General features: G+C 48.0%; 14 protein-coding genes. 3 read left to right on the forward strand and 11 right to left on the reverse strand.

The annotated features are described in order from the left end of the window. Nucleotides 1-252: 252 nt before the first annotated feature. The gene (locus AY633_RS03630) at nucleotides 253-588 is read right to left on the reverse strand and encodes a hypothetical protein (protein ID WP_068486568.1); all 336 of its coding nucleotides are present in this window, start codon (nucleotides 586-588) and stop codon (nucleotides 253-255) included. 131 nt (nucleotides 589-719) lie between these two features. On the opposite strand from AY633_RS03630, the gene AY633_RS03635 reads away from it, so the two are divergent. Next, complete coding sequence (locus tag AY633_RS03635) at nucleotides 720-2120, forward strand: LA2681 family HEPN domain-containing protein (protein ID WP_068486570.1); 1401 nt, start codon at nucleotides 720-722, stop codon at nucleotides 2118-2120. A 57-nt stretch (nucleotides 2121-2177) separates the two neighbouring features. Here the strand turns inward: AY633_RS03635 and AY633_RS03640 are convergent, their stop codons facing one another. Beyond that, the gene (locus tag AY633_RS03640) at nucleotides 2178-2612 is read right to left on the reverse strand and encodes an Lrp/AsnC family transcriptional regulator (protein ID WP_260804481.1); all 435 of its coding nucleotides are present in this window, start codon (nucleotides 2610-2612) and stop codon (nucleotides 2178-2180) included. A 99-nt stretch (nucleotides 2613-2711) separates the two neighbouring features. Here AY633_RS03640 and AY633_RS03645 point away from each other — a divergent pair, with 99 nt between their 5' ends. Beyond that, nucleotides 2712-3473 carry an MBL fold metallo-hydrolase gene (locus AY633_RS03645; protein WP_068486574.1) on the forward strand — a complete coding sequence of 254 codons (762 nt, stop codon included), beginning with the start codon at nucleotides 2712-2714 and terminating at the stop codon, nucleotides 3471-3473. 146 nt (nucleotides 3474-3619) lie between these two features. Here the strand turns inward: AY633_RS03645 and AY633_RS03650 are convergent, their stop codons facing one another. The 5 genes from AY633_RS03650 to AY633_RS03670 all read right to left on the reverse strand — a co-directional run bounded on the left by AY633_RS03650 (nucleotide 3620) and on the right by AY633_RS03670 (nucleotide 10175). Continuing rightward, complete coding sequence (locus tag AY633_RS03650; protein ID WP_068486576.1) at nucleotides 3620-5707, reverse strand: GAF domain-containing sensor histidine kinase; 2088 nt, start codon at nucleotides 5705-5707, stop codon at nucleotides 3620-3622. Between the two features lie 209 nt (nucleotides 5708-5916). Next, the gene (locus AY633_RS03655) at nucleotides 5917-6198 is read right to left on the reverse strand and encodes a hypothetical protein (protein ID WP_068486578.1); all 282 of its coding nucleotides are present in this window, start codon (nucleotides 6196-6198) and stop codon (nucleotides 5917-5919) included. Between the two features lie 67 nt (nucleotides 6199-6265). Then, a complete protein-coding gene (locus AY633_RS03660; protein ID WP_068486580.1) occupies nucleotides 6266-6883 on the reverse strand; it encodes a flavodoxin family protein in 618 nt (205 codons plus the stop codon). A 63-nt stretch (nucleotides 6884-6946) separates the two neighbouring features. Beyond that, nucleotides 6947-8137, reverse strand: coding sequence for a MalY/PatB family protein (locus tag AY633_RS03665; RefSeq protein WP_068486581.1), 1191 nt, complete (start codon nucleotides 8135-8137; stop codon nucleotides 6947-6949). 82 nt (nucleotides 8138-8219) lie between these two features. Further along, entirely contained in the window at nucleotides 8220-10175 is a 1956-nt protein-coding gene (locus tag AY633_RS03670; protein ID WP_141705875.1) for an LTA synthase family protein, read from the reverse strand. A gap of 191 nt (nucleotides 10176-10366) precedes the next feature. Here AY633_RS03670 and AY633_RS03675 point away from each other — a divergent pair, with 191 nt between their 5' ends. Further along, the gene (locus tag AY633_RS03675) at nucleotides 10367-10768 is read left to right on the forward strand and encodes a DUF2512 family protein (RefSeq protein ID WP_068486584.1); all 402 of its coding nucleotides are present in this window, start codon (nucleotides 10367-10369) and stop codon (nucleotides 10766-10768) included. Nucleotides 10769-10842: 74 nt separating this feature from the next. Here the strand turns inward: AY633_RS03675 and AY633_RS03680 are convergent, their stop codons facing one another. The 4 genes from AY633_RS03680 to AY633_RS03695 form a co-directional block, all read right to left on the reverse strand. Then, nucleotides 10843-11940 carry a GGDEF domain-containing protein gene (locus AY633_RS03680; protein ID WP_141705876.1) on the reverse strand — a complete coding sequence of 366 codons (1098 nt, stop codon included), beginning with the start codon at nucleotides 11938-11940 and terminating at the stop codon, nucleotides 10843-10845. Nucleotides 11941-12129: 189 nt separating this feature from the next. Continuing rightward, complete coding sequence (locus tag AY633_RS03685) at nucleotides 12130-12360, reverse strand: hypothetical protein (protein ID WP_068486589.1); 231 nt, start codon at nucleotides 12358-12360, stop codon at nucleotides 12130-12132. A 76-nt stretch (nucleotides 12361-12436) separates the two neighbouring features. Then, a complete protein-coding gene (locus AY633_RS03690) occupies nucleotides 12437-12898 on the reverse strand; it encodes a VanZ family protein (protein ID WP_068486591.1) in 462 nt (153 codons plus the stop codon). A 51-nt stretch (nucleotides 12899-12949) separates the two neighbouring features. Further along, complete coding sequence (locus tag AY633_RS03695) at nucleotides 12950-15004, reverse strand: cell wall-binding repeat-containing protein (RefSeq protein WP_068486593.1); 2055 nt, start codon at nucleotides 15002-15004, stop codon at nucleotides 12950-12952. Nucleotides 15005-15730 lie beyond the last annotated feature (726 nt).

Raw genomic sequence — 15730 nt, forward strand, 5'->3', positions numbered from 1 at the left:
ATTCAATCAAAAAAGGACTTTATTACCAGCATTTAAATTACCCGATGATTCTTAAAGCTCTTTTTTATGGAATATAATAAACATTATACCCTCGTTTAGTTGTCTTTTACATAGAACTAAACACCTTCTAAAATTACATAAAATAACTTTTATTTCTTAATTCCGAATACAGTCTTCTTGCGGGTAAGCTAATTAACTGTATTATTCACACAAAAAAAGCGCCGCCCTTTCAGCGCCGCTTTCGTGTGTGCTTTATTCTTTCGCTTTTTCGCCGCTGCCTTTCTTTTTCAAAGTCACGGTCATCCCTGCTTCAGCTTTACCCGCCACGATAAATTGCAGCAACCCGCCAGTTTCGACAGCCCCGACCACATTCAATTCAATCGTCTCGACTTCATAGTCTTTAAAACCTTTCAATAGTTGTTCCAGTGTATCCCGTGAGATTGGCGCGTGCTTGCTCTTCTCCTGATCCGAGGCTATCTTGAATTGTTTGCCTGTCATACCGCTTTGGAGCCGGATCTCTTCCACTCGATTTCCATCAATCACCGGCAGCCAAATAAATGGATCGTTTGGCTTGTTTAGTTCATTCATGCCCTCTCCTCCCTTCGGATTGTCTTCTATATTCCATATTTTCTGCCAATTTCCTGCAGCGGGGTGACCAATGGGCTTTTTTCCCTTAGAATAGATAGAGACACATCAAAACGCATCAAGGAGGAAATGGGATGGCAACTTTAAGCGACATCGCCCTATCTGATGATTTAGGGCAATTTGAAATAAAAGAAATTTACGGGGCGACCCATCAGCTTCTTCAGGAAATGCAACAAGCAAAAGCCGAAGCTTTCCCTGGCCGTATCAACTCAATGATCAATCATTTAAAAGAGCGCCTGCAAGGCAAAGCGGCCTATCCGCTCGCTGTACTGCTTGAGACGAGCTATCTGTCGATTCAGCATCAGCTGAAGAAAGACTGGAATTCGGATTTAAAACAGCGCCAATTGTCTCTTTACGACAACACGATCGAAACCTACCGCGGACGTATTCCATCGAATGTCTGGAACCAGGTCTGCCTGAACTATGCAGAAACGCTCGTCCACACCGGACGCTCAATCGATGCGCAAGCAGTGCTGAAAGAAATGGTCAAAGATGAAAACGATCCTTCCTATCAGCGCTTGAACGGAGAATTCGGCTGGACCTTGATTTTCTACTCGACTTTCCTTCCGGTCAAAGCCGAACGCCTCAGCGCACTCGAAAAAGCACTCGATTTATTCAAGACCGCTAAAAACGATATCAAAGACGAAAAAGGCCAAGCTTTATACGACGAACGCATCAAACTGGCCGAAAATATGATCGACCAGCTCGGCGAGGTCGATCCAGTGAAACTCTCCCAACTGCCGGAACCGACTGCAGAAGAGCAGCGCTACCTCGACTGGTGCGCAGAACAGCAATTATTCCTCAACAGCGGCAACGACATCGAGCCAGATACAATGGCACAGCGCGATTTGCCGCTGCGCATCCAGAACAATGCATTCCTCGGCAGCTTCCTGGACTCGCTGACGCATGAGTTCGCGTCGATGCGCCGTTCACTTTACTTGGCCACAACTGGCGAAGATGTTGCAGACGACCATAAGCTCGATGGCGACAATACGCGTTACACGAAACGCTATGAAGATTTGAAGCAAGTCTATCGCCAAGCTTATGGCTTATTCGATAAAATTGCGCTGTTATTGAACCAGACAATGCAATTGGGCGTTGAAGAACCGCGCGTGAATTTCCAACGCATCTGGTTCGAGGAAGAGGACTTGAAAAAGCCGCTCAAGCCTTTTGTCCAAAACACGAAAAATGATGCATTGAAAGCTCTGTACTGGCTGTCGAAAGAAGTGTATGGCTATGAATTGGCCGATGAGCAAAGCATGTTCGTGAAAAAAGCCTTGCACATCCGCAACCGCATCGACAACAGCTATCTGCAAGTGGTCGAAAAAGCGGAACCATTCGATAAAGAAAACGCTCGTGCCCAAAGCCACCATATTACCGAAGCGGAGCTCGAACGCATGACGCTCGCCATAAGCCAAAAAGCACGTAATGGCATGATGTACCTGCAGTTCGCTTTGGCGATTGGCAAGAAATAATCCAAGAATAAAGCCGTGCAGCTCAGCTGCACGGCTTTTTGATGGACTTGATGGCAATTAACCATATTGCTGGATCGCGATGGCGACTTTATAACTGGCAAACTCACTGATGCCATTGAGGAAGCTGTCCAGGTCATGATGCGTCGGAAAATGGCATTCGATTAGATAACAGCCTTCGCCGCTCGTTTTGAAATAACGGCTGACATGATCCTGCCAGCTTTCCAGTTCATCGAAAAACTTCTGGTGCTTCGGTTCGTGCATAATCGCCGTGACAAAGGCGTGGACAGAATATCCGAGTTTTTCCCTGGATATTCGGATGGTATAGCCTTCAATGATGCCCGCTTCTTCCAGTTTCAAGACACGTGCCGCGGTGGCCTGTCCCGTCAAATGCACTTTTTCGCCAAGCTCTTTCATTGTCATGCGGCTATGTCGGGCAAGTTCATCCAAAATAAGTTGATCTGTCGAATCCATGGCAAGTTCCATTCCTTTCATTAATCAAGTCAAAACGCTAAAAGACATTCACGAGGCCGATGCCACTTTCATGAGTTCCAGTATATACTAGGGACACACGACAGGAAAGGAGTTCAAATCATGAAAATCCAACATATCCGCAACGCCACTTTACGTATTCAATACGCCGGCAAGCAGTTCCTTATCGATCCATTTCTCGGAGACCAGGCAAGTTACCCGCCATTTCCGAATTCCGCTAGACAGGACCGGCAGAATCCCTTGGAGGAATTGCCGGTTCCGGTACAGCAGCTCCTAGAAGGCATCGATGCAGTCATCATCACCCATCTTCACCTGGATCATTACGATGAGGCCGCCAAACAATTATTGCCGAAACAACTGCCGGTTTTTTGCCAAAATGAAGAAGATGCCCAAGTCCTGCGCAGTGATGGCTTTACGGAAGTAACGATTCTCGCTGAAGACACGAACTTCGAAAGGATCCGCTTAATCAAGACGCAAGGCCAGCATGGGCGCGGGGACATCCTGAAAATGACCGGCCTTGTCTGCGGCGTCGTTTTTCAACACGAAAACGAACAAACGCTTTATGTAGCCGGTGACACCGTCTGGTATGAAGGCGTCCAACAAGCGATTGAAGACCATCAGCCTGGCATCATCATCTTGAATGCCGGAGATAACCAATTTAACGAAGGCGGCTCGCTCGTCATGGGCAAAGAAGATGTGAAAAAAACACATGAAGCTGCACCGCAAGCGACTTTGATCGCCGTCCACATGGAAGCCGTCAACCACTGGGCGTTATCCCGTGAAGAACTGAACAATTTTGCGGCTGAGCAAGGATTCTCTGCCAAGCTGTATGTGCCGTTTGATGGAGAAGCGTTCAATTTTTAATAGAAAAAAGCCAGGGACCAAGGTCCCTGGCTTTTTCCTATTCGCAGATCAACCCTTACTTCCCGATGCCAGGGCAAGCCTGCAGCATACGATCATCTGATTATTGCTAATGCACAGTCCTCTATTAATGGCACAAAGAAGCTTATTTAGTCGCCCTCAAAAGGATTCTCTATTCCTGGCACCGATTCGATCGGAAACTTTGTGAAAAAGATAGTGCCCTCGGGTCCAGTTTCAATGCTGATTGTGGCGTTGTGGCGTGCAGCCACTGCATAACAAATGCCAAGGCCAAGGCCAGTGCCTTCGTCTTTTGTCGTATAGAATGGCGTGCCAATTTTCTCGATGATGTCAGAGTCGATGCCGCTGCCTTGATCTTGCACAGCCAGCACTACGTATTTTTCATTTTCCAAATAAGTACCGATGGTCAATGTCTGGCCGACAGTCATCGCTTCAAGCCCATTGCGGTATAGATTGATGATCAATTGCCGGATTTCATTATGGTTCAACCATAGATCAGGCACTTCCTGCGTATAGATGCGGATGCGCTTGTTCTGATTGGACGTATCGACTTTAATCAAAGGGGAAATATCATCGAGAATCGTATTCAGGCTCATCATTTTCATATCGGAAGTCCGTGTATTGCCGACCGACAAGAATTCTGTGATAATGGCGTTCGCCCGGTCCAATTCGTCGATCATTAGGTTAAGATGTGCCGCATGCGGCGTCAATTGCTTATCCTTCACCATCAATTGCAAAAATCCGCGCACGGTCGTCATCGGATTGCGGACTTCGTGGCTGATGCCCGCCGCCATCTGCCCGATCAAATCCAGATTGGACAGCCTCTTCAGTTCTCTTTCGTACTTTTTCTGTTCTTTGATATTTTTCAATATACAGCAGATCCCATCATCAAACGGATAGGCGGTAATATCATACCAATAATCATCCACATCGGATTGGGCTTCAAAGCGAACCGTCACCCGCTCGTTCATGGCGCGGTGGAACTCAGTATACGTGAGGGTCCCTATAATGTCTGGATACATCTCCCAAATGTTCTTGCCGAGCATTTCCTCCGCTGTTCTTCCTCTCGCAAATGACACATGCTGGTTGATATAGCTATATTCCCAATCTTTATTGAGCACCAAAAAACCATCTGTGATACTTTCGATGACACTATTGACCCGCTTGTTCGCCGCATATAATGCACTCGTTCTTTCTTCGACAATGCCTTCTAGTTGATCCATATACAATACATTCGAAAACACCGGCGCAGTAGCATCGATAATGGATTGGGCGAATAAAAGCGGCAAATTGGCAGTCTGTTTCGCTGCAATTCCACCGCAGACCACAGAAATGACGCCGTGTACTTTCCCGATTGAAATCATGGGCAGCAAGAGCAATAGTCGATGATCTCCAAGGCCGTTATAAATCGTCTCTTTCTCAGAAACGGCGCGTTGAACCAATTTCTCGTAATCATCTGTCAATCCTAAATGATGGAGACGTTCATTCCAATCGGTTTGGGACAAGTCATCAGCTGCGTGAAACGCAATCGGTGTAACGCTTTTCGCACTTGGCGGGATGATGATATGTGCGGCAAAGTCCCCTTCGCCAAACGCTTGTTTCAAATAGGAAAAGCAGACGTTCAAACTTTCCCGTGTAGTGGAACAAAAAGACAGTTCACGGCTCAGATCGAGCAATGATTGCTTTTCCGCCAGTAACTTCTCTTTCTGATTGAGCGTTTTGGCATTTTGAATGGCAACTGCCGCCATGTTCACATACGCTTCTACGCTTTCAATTTCAGATTGTGTCAAATGCATCGGCGTGCCGTAATCGAACAAAAACACCATGCCGATAAAGTCCTGTTCATAAGAAATCGGCAGCGCCAATAAGGAATTGATACGGAAGGCCCCCACCGGCACCAAATCCGGCCGGTCGTCTATCGAAGTGTCCGCTATATAAATGGTCTTTCGTTTCTCGATTAATTCTGCTGCCAAAGGATCTGTTTGTGGGTCGATAATTTGCGATTGCAGCGTTATTCCATCGATCATTTCGGGCTTTCCCGCAAACCCGCGGTAAGTTCCATCGCCTTCCGGCAAAAAGATCCCGACAGAATCGCACCGGACGATTTCCTCGGAAATCGCCGTTGTGACCTGCTGCAACACTTCATGCAAATCCAGCTTCGTATTAACAATGCGTGTTATATTCGCGAGTCTCGAATACCGCGATTGATCATCTACCATGAAACAACTCTCCATTCCCGCCAAGTGACCGTCGATGCAAGTCTTCAAGCACTTAAATAAGATCTTTCCGAATCATTTTCTTTACTTGTCTACAATCTTACTATATCTGCCTAAGGTTAAGCCTGTTATTTGCCGATAAATATTCATCAAATGTTTTTCAAGCCACAAAAAAGCCAGGAATTCGGTTCCCTGGCTCTGTCCTGTTCCATTTAAGCGATCGACGCCGCTCGTTTTTCCTTGCTGCAACGCCTGCAACGATACCAGCGCATAGCGGGCATTTCCGCCACTCGTTCCTGTCGTTCGAAATCATGGAATCCGAGGCGGCACCGCCAATTCTTCCCGCGATTCACCAAAAGCTGCGTCAGGATCAATACCAGCAACCCGCCTCCCACAAAATAAAGCGCAAAATCCCTCAAAGGGGAAAATAATTCATCATCGGTCACTAGCAGCAAAACCCCTGCCAACATCACAAATCCTGAAAAAGTCTTCATCTGCCTCTCCTTCCCACTGCCGGTTCCAATGCAAAAACCCTTTCTCCAAAAGAGAAAGGGTTTCGGTTTATAAAGTATTGCCTTCTGCCGGAATCGGCTGTTCTTTAAGCATTTTCGCTAAATGATGCGTATTATACGCTAAGCGCTGAATGGCTGCTTTAGAGAAATCATTGCCATGGCCCGCTTCCAAATAAGATGGGCCTGGGCCTGCTTCACCGACCCAATACGCATCGACATTCGGCGGGATGACAAAGCCGATATGCGACAAGCCGTATAGCAACGAAGCCGCTGCGTGCTTCGCACCGTCTTCGTTTCCGGTAATGACTGCACCGCCGACTTTATTATAGAAAATCGACTGGCCTTTATCATTGGTCACGCTACTCGATCCATACAAGCGTTCAATCGCTTGTGTCGCGAGCGAGCTTTTCTCGCCGAGCCAAAGCGGAGTTCCGATGACCAAGATATCGGCCTCTTTCACTTTCTCTAAGATTTCCGGCCATTCGTCACCGTCTTCCATGTCTTCTGTGACGCCGTAAGCGACGTAATAATCCGCCAAGCGGACAATCTCGGACTCTACGCCGAGCGTTTCGTAATGTTTTTGAACGTCTTTTATGAAGCCTTCGGTGTTGGATTCTTCTTCTGAACTTTTGAGTGAACAATTAAGAAATAATGCTTTCAAAGCCATGCAGGCACGTCCTTTCGTTTTCCGTCTCCTTCTTGCTTTCCCTGAAACGGCACGAAAAAAACATTAATTCAAATCATCGAATTCACGTGCGATTCGCTCCATCGCTTCTTGGATGAGCGGGCGCGGGGACGGAATGCAGATGCGCTGGAATCCTGCGCCTTCTTCCCCGAACATCGTGCCGTCTTCTAAAATGACGTTCGCTTTGTTATAGATGCGTTCATGGACTTCCTTATCGTCAAGCCCGTATCCGCGGAAATCGAGCCACATGACGTAGGTGCCTTCTGGAATGCGCACTTTCACTTTCGGCATGCGCTCCTCGAGGAAATTCTTCATCCATTCAAGCGTGCCGTCAAGATAGGCATTCACTTGCTCGAGCCAGTCATCGCCTTCTGTATAAGCCGCAATCAGGGCTGCGACGGTGAACGGCGTCGGCAATTGCATGCCAAGCTCTGCCGTGAACTTCTCGCGCAACGCTTCATTTTCAATGATGACATTAGTGCAATGAAGCCCGGCGACGTTAAAGGTTTTATTGATAGCCGTGCACGTAACGATGTGGTCGGTTTCTTCTGCTGCTAGCACCATCGGCGTAAAGGTTTCGCCGCGGCGCACCAAGTCGCCGTGGATTTCATCGGTAATGATCGTCACATTATGGCGCTTGCAGATGGCTGCAAGCTGGTTCGACTCTTCCGGCGTGAACACGCGCCCCGTCGGATTATGCGGGTGGCAGTGGATAAACAAATGGGTGTTTTCGTCTTTTGCAAGTTCTTCGAATTCCTCGAAGTTGATCGAATAGCGTCCTGCTTCATCCTGGACGAGCGCGTTGTTTTTCACGACGCGGCCATTGCCTTCAACTGCTGAAGTAAAAGGCGGATAAACCGGCCGTTGAATGATGACGCCATCGCCCGGCTCGGTAAATGCTTTCACCGCAATATTCAAAGCATGCACCGTCCCTGGGCTAAAGACGATTTCCTCTTTCTTGATGGCCCAGTCATAGCGTTTATGGAAATAATGCTGGATGGCTTCAAAATATGCATCCGGCAAAATCGTATAACCGAAAATTCGGTGGTCGACAGTTTTATGCAAGGCGTCGACAATCGGCTGTGCGACCGGAAGATCCATGTCCGCCGTAAATAGCGGAATGGTCTCCTCATCATAGCGATCCGTAATGCCGAATTGCTTAATCAACTCTGCCCCGTCCCATTTCAGTGAATAGGTCCCGCGGCGTTCGACCGCTTCGTCAAAATTATAGTTCATGCAAAATACTCCCTTTCTCGAATGGATTCAACACCATTAGTGTACCGCTCCTATCGAGTGAGTTGGTGAAATTTGCTTGGCCTTAAGGTTCGAACTTCTCGAGCAAGTCGCCACGCAGGACGTCGTCTGAAATTTGCAGTTCTTTCGAGCCTTCTTTAAACGGTTCTTTACAAGCTTCGACATCCATTTCTTCGCCGGTTATGCGCCAGAAGCAGCTGCCATTATCATAGATTCCATCGGACGCTGCGATAAAGCTCAATTCATTCGTGATAAAGGAACCGTCCCGGAACGTTGCACGCCCGTCTTCTGCTTCCCACATATTGCGGCCGATAAAATAATGCTGCCCCGGATCGCCACCGAGGATATCGAGTAAACTCGGGGCAAGGTCGAGCTGGCTAGCCACTTGGCTGAAAATTTTCGGCTCTGCCCCCGGGACATGGAGAATGAGCGGCACGTTTTTATTTGTCTCGAAATAAGCTAGCGGATCTTTGGAATCGGTAAACTCGACAAACTTTTTCGTGTTCGCTGTCATGCCTGTACTATGATCGCCGTAAATGACTAGCAAGGTGTCATCAAGCATGCCTTTTTGCTCGAGCCCCTCAACAAATTTGCCAATCGCCCGGTCAACATAATGAATCGATTGCAAATAGTTTTTGAAATGCCGGTCCTGATAGCCGTTATATCCTTCAGTATTAAGCAACTGCAAGTCTTCTGGCATCTCAAACGGATGATGGCTCGTCAAGGTAACGATTTGCGAATGGAAAGGCTCTTCAAATCCAGCCATTTCCTCAAGCGCTTGATCAAGCAGCGCTTCGTCATTGATGGACCAGCCGATCACTTCCGCTTCATCGAAATCCCCTTCCGAGTAAAAGCGGTCGATTCCAAGTTGCGGATAGATGATGTAGCGATTCCAGAAACTTGGCTTATATGGATGGAACACGTTTGTCCCATAGCCCTGTTCTTTTAAAATGCTTGGCAATGCGTCAAATGTATTTTCTGCATAAAGCATATAGGCGGAACCTTCGGCGGTCGGATACAAGGAGGTATTCAACAGAAACTCCGCATCCGAAGTCCTGCCGAGCGCTGTTTGCTCATAGAAATTCGGGAAATACAGATTTTCTCTCGCCAAACGATTTAAGTTCGGCGTGATTTCCTCGCCATTCACTTCACGGTTCATGACAAAATTCTGCAAGGCTTCTACTTGCAGGACGATGACATTTTTGCCCTCTGCCATGCCGGAGTACGGGCCCGGCACACGCTCGGCGTTACGCCCGTCGAACCAATCCTGCGCCTCGGAAATTTCGTCTTCGCTATACACTTTGCGGTTGATGAAATTGTCGTCAATATAACGCGTGATATTGGCACCGTGGAATCCGAGCAAGCCGGTGAAATTATATACCCGCATATTCGAGATCAATTTATTGAACTGCCATGCTCCCCCATCTTCCATCGACTTATTGAACGGCACTGTCGTCAATTGCCAGCCAAGCATGAGTACCACTAACGCCGTCCCAGCTTTCGCCCAGCGTGATGGCGCCTGGGCAATGGCTTTTTTCCGGCTGATCATAACCCACAGAATTGCCATGACGATTACATCTACTAATAGCAAAGCGTCACTTAAGCGGAACAAGGCGAAAATACTTTCCCCAACGTCCCCTACTTGGCGCATTTGCATCAATACCGTCACGGAAATGATGTCTTCAAAATAACGGAAGTATAAGGTATCCGCCAAAATGATGAAGCTCAATACAAGATTGGTGATGGCCATCCAAAACAAGCGCTTTCGTCCACTTAGCAGCAATAACCAAAACGTCCCGAGTAGAATCGTCCCGATGCTGATCAACAATACCCCTTCAAAGATGCCATCGCTATTGCCCCCGAATGCCCACGTTGCCAATTCACCAACAAATGCGAAGGGTCCTAGCGTCGTAAACACCGTGTCACTGACATTCGAAAAATAATAGACTTTTCCGAGCAATAATAAGACAAATAATGCGTAATCCCATTGGTTAAGCAGAAATTTTCCAGCTGTTTTCATTTTTTCCAAATACAAAACGCCCTTTTCTCTTTTTTCTCACAATTTTACCATAACTGGAATTCCTTGATTTCTTTATTTGAATACTTTTTTATTTTCATCACATCTCTTCTTTTGCTGGCAAAAAACGCATATCCTATCATGGAAATGGGTAAAGGTTTCTATAGTTCATTCTAATTAAAAGGAGGGATTCCGTGAAACATCTTATTGCATTAGCTATCAAATTCGTCATTATCACGCTTGTTTTGCTCGTTATCCTAACATGGGCATTCGATGTCAGCTTCCTGAATACCTTAATGATCAGCCTGGCATTAACGGCTCTGTCTTATGCAATCGGCGATTTGCTTGTCTTCTTGAACGCCGGAAAACCGGACAATCAAGTGTCCCGCAATACGGTGGCGACTTTCACCGATTTCATCATGGCATTAGCCATCATTCTGTTGATTGGCTGGCTCTTGACCGGCGAATTCGCTGCCATGGTTGCGCCGGCACTCGTCAGCGCTTTGGTACTTTCGGCAGGCGAATGGTTTTTCCATCAATACGTCGACCGCAGCGTGGTTCCTTGGTATAACGATTACACACCGGCTAAAAGATAAAGAAAAATGCTACCCCATGTATAGTAGGGTAGCATTTTTCTATGGACTGGCCTATTCAAATTCATGTTCTACAACTACGTATTCACTTGATATTCCCCAGTCGGCTCGATGTTCGCTTTTACTTTGACGACTGTCACTTGGTTGCGCCCCGAGTCTTTTGAGTGATAAAGGGCACGGTCTGCCTTTTCAATCAGTTCATCCACCGGCTGTTCCGCGCTTGAAATGGCGGCTCCCAGCGAAACAGTTAAGCGCCCGCCCGGCTGTTGCTCGCCACCATAAAACGCATAGTCCTCGATGCGTTCCCGCAAAGCATCTGCCCGCTCAAACACCTGCTGTTCGGTCGATACTGCCGTAAAGCACAAGATGAATTCTTCCCCGCCGTAGCGTGCGATGACATCTCCAGAGCGCATCTCTTCTTCCATCAACCTGCCAATCGATTGAAGCACGACGTCCCCTGCTGGATGGCCATGCGTATCGTTGTAATTCTTGAAATGATCAACGTCCATCATGACGATAGCCATCGGGACGCCTTTGTATTTCAACTCGCGCACTCGTTCATAGAAAAACCGGAGATTTGGCAAACCCGTCAACGAGTCATGTGTCGAATCATGTTCAAGCGCTTTCGAGCGAATGATGTTGCGGTGTGTATCGTTGAGAATCAAGCCCATCGCCATGACACCGATTGACGCCATGATTGCCATAATGACAGCCATTTCAATAGATGCAGGCGTTGATAATACCATCCCTACCGATTTGATCACTTCAAATACTGCAAAACCAATCATCATCCGTTTGATATTGACCAGCGCATACGCTTGACGTGGATTTTTCCACCCGTGAAACAAACTGCCAATGACGACCGGCAACAAAATGGCCAATAAGATGCCGTGCCATACCATCGGCCCTTCCATCATTATCCGGTAGATAACCGGGATGATCATGGCGATTGTACCTGGCGACCACCCGCCTACAAATGCGATGAAAAACAATGGTACTTCGCGCAAATCAATGCGCATCCCTTCTTGAAGCAGCGGGTTGTACATAATCGCAAACGCTAAAAATCCGGTCAGCAGTCCCGTGAATAGTGGGGCTACCCTCGATTCTGCCAACTTCGGGGCAAGATACTCCCGTGCTTTCAAGCCAATGTACATCATCGCTATGATCAATGCCATATTTTCCAGGAAATAAAAAAAGTACGTTTCCACCTATACACCCCACTCTAGTCAGTCTCTTAAGTTTAGCAGGGAATGGAATTTCTTCCATACTATTTGGAAATTAATTATAAAAAAACAGTCCTTTACGCGTGAATTTCCCCGTAAAAAAACCGCATCGCTTATAATTGAGCGTCGCGGCTTTAGTCCTTATTCTTCTAGCAATAAGCTCGACAAACGATGTGACCGCTCGTCCAATTCCTCATGCTTTGTCACTAAATCACGGAGTTTAGCTTTCATCGCTTCCAGGTCTTGATCGTCTTCAAATTGCTCGGTAATCTGCACTTGTTCTTGCAACACTTGAATCGTCTGCTTTAAGGTCTCACGGTATTCGGTGCTCACTGCAAATTTTTCTTCTTTGTCTTTCAACTTATCTTTCATCGATCTCCACCTCCTGCTTGTTCTATTCCCCCTATCTGCCACAAAAAAACACGCAGTAGCAAAGCAAAAAGGCCGTTCACCAAATGGTTTCAGCCTTTTTGTTGCCTTGCCATCTGGCCTTTGTGAAGAACCAATAACACATCAGGCCAATCGCCGCCCCCGAGCTATCGATTAAGACGTCGCGAAATTCGCCACTGCGCCCAGTGATGAATAATTGATGAAACTCATCAGACATCGCATATACCGCGCTAATGCCGAATGCCCAAAAAACAGCACGCTTCAAGCTCGCGCCAGTTTTTCTGAACGCCCGAACGATAAGCAAGCCCAGCACAAGATATGCGAAGAAATGGGCGCTTTTCCGAAATAAGGTATGAAGTGTTTCAAATTCCAAAGGAGTGAACGAAGCGACGCCTTCGAACACCCATCGAACGATTTCCGAACTGATGCCGCCGGATACTCCGGCTGGCTGATGCGATAAACTAAAGATAAGAATCATCCATAAGGCCGGCCATAGCCAGGCCAGTAAGTGCTTTTTCATCCTGCCAAATCCTTTTCATTATTGTGATGCTTTCATTATAACCTAGCCTCTTCAATCGACAAGCGCTTCGAGTGACCGAATCATTCCTGCATCAAACTGACCTTCCGAGTCGACGAGTAGAAACGATTCATACTGCGCCAATTGCGCTTTCAGTTCTTTCGTCAAACCTTTTGTGTCTACCAAATACAGCGAGCCGTTGCGTCTTGCAGCTGCAGTCGCCGCTGATAAAGCGTCCGTAAAATTCGAGGCCGGCGCCAAGACCGCTACACGGCGCTTCGCATCTTCTTCTTTCGTACGTGCTTCGATTGACAAGTGGTCAGCCGCCAAGACAATTTCACTGCGCCCCCTCGTCGCCTCCGTTGTCTCGCGGGGCATGCGATTGCCTTGTGACAGCAAGATCGGATATTGATGTTGTGCCGCAAAAACCGAAGCCAGTGAGACGTCTTTGAAGGTGGCACCATCTGCCACGACGGCCCCTTCCGAATCGATACGTTCAGAGACGAGTGCCGCCGTTTCATAACGATTCGCACCTCCAATTCGTTCCGATTCAACGCCCATCAAAGACAAAGCGTTCAATTGCGCATCCGAAATGACCGGTTCACTGCCAAGGATGATGGCCTTTGTGGCACCAAGGCGTTCGATTTCGGCTTGAGTGGATGGATTCAAACGGCCTTTTTCGGTGAACAATAACGGTCCCCCTACCTGATAAGCGAGAGGAGCACCGGACAGTGCATCTGCAAAATTTTCACCAGTCGCGAGCACGACCGTCTCTGCAGACTCCCATACCGCTGCCGACAGCAACGCCGCTGTCTCGTAGCCGTCTGAACCGCTGACGCTTGTCACGGCTTGCGCTTTCGCTTCCGGTTCACCCGTATATGCCGCAATGCCGCTGCCGCCATAGACATACATCGTATCGTTCACGGAAGCGAGAAGTTCACTGCCTAACGGAACTTTTTCCTGCGCCACTTGATTGCCCCGGGCATCGTAGAATTTAAGCTTACCGCCGCCGAGCACCGCAGCACCGCCAGAAGGCGACAGTTCTGCTGCTTCTATGGAATGTTCCAGCACTTTATGGAACCCTCCGGACAGAGCCATGACGTTCAAGTCACCCAGGTGATACGGGTTGCCGAATGCACTCGTGCCTTGTTCTTGAAGCAACAGTAAACGGCGGCCATTTTTTTGCTGGTGGCTCAAGGTGGATTCTGTCATCACCGGCCGGTAACGATTTTCGAGCGCACGAAAAGAAGCGGAGCGAACCGGCTGGCGCAATCGTTCGCCTCCCCTGGCGTTTAAAAATGCCCATTCACCGGAATCGACAAATTCCACAATCGCGCCGTCTTCATCAGTTCCGGCGAGCCGCACTTCTTCAGAAGCCGGCAAAGCTTTTTCGTACAAGACCTTTTCAGCATTCAGTGAACGCGCAATTAAGGTCGGCACTTCAACTTCTGCATTCGGTGCTTTGATATAGTAGAGGATACTGCCCGATACCGCATACGGTTCCACCACACCCGGCGATTGCCATTCTTTTCCTCCTGACAATGCACGGCCGTGGAGCGACGATCCGTCGAAATACATCAAATGCCCGCTCGAAATGGCCACCTGGCGTAAATCGCCACCTGCTATATCTGCAACTGGTGTGCCGTCGAGTTTGTAGACGAGTAAACGAGCGCCGAGATTGCCGGTGATCAGCACATGCCCTGACTCGAGCGCAATGTTTGTTCCGGAAGCACTCATGCGAAAGCCGTCCGCAAGTGCAAACGATGCCTTTTCTTTGCCATCTGACAGATTGTGCACCGAAACTTGTTGCCCGGAAACCACGACAAACTCTCGGTCGCCAATTGCATACTGGGCCGACGCCAGCTCCTTGCGCCATAATTCCTTGCCTTCCGCGTTATAACTGACAATCGCCTGCGCTTGTAACAGGCTTTCGAGCACCGCTATGATTTGTTTATTCACAATGGAAAGTTCGCTCGCTTTGACGCCTTCCGTAAACTGGATCAATTCACGGTATTCCGTTTCCGCTGCGAGCACTTCATGCGAGAAGATGCTTGCTCCGCCTATAGTTGTGAGCAAGACGATCCCTATCCCGATTTTGACGTGTTTCATATGCCTCTCCCTCTTTTCCTGGCTGTCTTCTTTCAGCCTAATGATAGAAGGTTAAGGAAATGTTAAAAAAACGAGAAAATGCCCCGTGTGGATTGTGGAAATCCAGACAGGGTATAAGGGAGATTGTCGTTTTGTTGTTCCAGTTTTGTGGGACTGGTTGCAGTTATAGTGTTTGGTAGTGGATTGGTGTAAGTGGAATTGTTTCGGTATTCTTTTGAGGTTTCGAATGAGTAATCGCTGCCCAGCTTTGGGTTGGCCTTTAGCAGAAAGCCAGGAAGAACGCCTGTCTTTCTGAGTCGGCTCACCCTTGACGCTTGGGCAGCTTGGACAATTCATTCATGCAGGCGTGTTCCGTGAAATCAGTATCTATAAATAGTTGCCAGCTAGTGGGGGAATCGCTTCCTGCTAGAGGACGGCAGATTTTGTTTGTGGAATTGTTTCGGTATTCTTTTGAGGTTTCGAATTAGTAGCCACTGCCCAGCTTTGGGTTGGCCTTTAGCAGAAAGCCAGGAAGAACGCCTGTCTTTCTGCGTCGGCTCACCCTTGACGCTTGGGCAGCTTGGACAATTCATTCATGCAGGTGTGTCCCGTGAAATCAGCATCTATAAATAGTTGCCGGCTAGTGGGGGAATCGCTTCCTGCTAGAGGATCGAACTTTTTCCTTGTGGGAGATATTTGAGTTGAGATGGATAGGATTCGGGACTTTGATTCGAACAGGAGGAGGTG

Source organism: Planococcus maritimus, from assembly GCF_001592825.1.
In the GTDB taxonomy this organism is placed as follows: Bacteria; Bacillota; Bacilli; order Bacillales_A; family Planococcaceae; genus Planococcus; species Planococcus maritimus_C.

Coding starts and splice junctions, on each gene's coding strand:
- AY633_RS03630 (WP_068486568.1), bottom strand. CDS start 588: ATGAATGAACTAAACAAGCCAAACGATCCATTTATTTGGCTGCCGGTG.
- AY633_RS03635 (WP_068486570.1), top strand. CDS start 720: ATGGCAACTTTAAGCGACATCGCCCTATCTGATGATTTAGGGCAATTT.
- AY633_RS03640 (WP_260804481.1), bottom strand. CDS start 2,612: ATGAAAGGAATGGAACTTGCCATGGATTCGACAGATCAACTTATTTTG.
- AY633_RS03645 (WP_068486574.1), top strand. CDS start 2,712: ATGAAAATCCAACATATCCGCAACGCCACTTTACGTATTCAATACGCC.
- AY633_RS03650 (WP_068486576.1), bottom strand. CDS start 5,707: ATGGTAGATGATCAATCGCGGTATTCGAGACTCGCGAATATAACACGC.
- AY633_RS03655 (WP_068486578.1), bottom strand. CDS start 6,198: ATGAAGACTTTTTCAGGATTTGTGATGTTGGCAGGGGTTTTGCTGCTA.
- AY633_RS03660 (WP_068486580.1), bottom strand. CDS start 6,883: ATGGCTTTGAAAGCATTATTTCTTAATTGTTCACTCAAAAGTTCAGAA.
- AY633_RS03665 (WP_068486581.1), bottom strand. CDS start 8,137: ATGAACTATAATTTTGACGAAGCGGTCGAACGCCGCGGGACCTATTCA.
- AY633_RS03670 (WP_141705875.1), bottom strand. CDS start 10,175: ATGAAAACAGCTGGAAAATTTCTGCTTAACCAATGGGATTACGCATTA.
- AY633_RS03680 (WP_141705876.1), bottom strand. CDS start 11,940: ATGGCATTGATCATAGCGATGATGTACATTGGCTTGAAAGCACGGGAG.
- AY633_RS03685 (WP_068486589.1), bottom strand. CDS start 12,360: ATGAAAGATAAGTTGAAAGACAAAGAAGAAAAATTTGCAGTGAGCACC.
- AY633_RS03690 (WP_068486591.1), bottom strand. CDS start 12,898: ATGAAAAAGCACTTACTGGCCTGGCTATGGCCGGCCTTATGGATGATT.
- AY633_RS03695 (WP_068486593.1), bottom strand. CDS start 15,004: ATGAAACACGTCAAAATCGGGATAGGGATCGTCTTGCTCACAACTATA.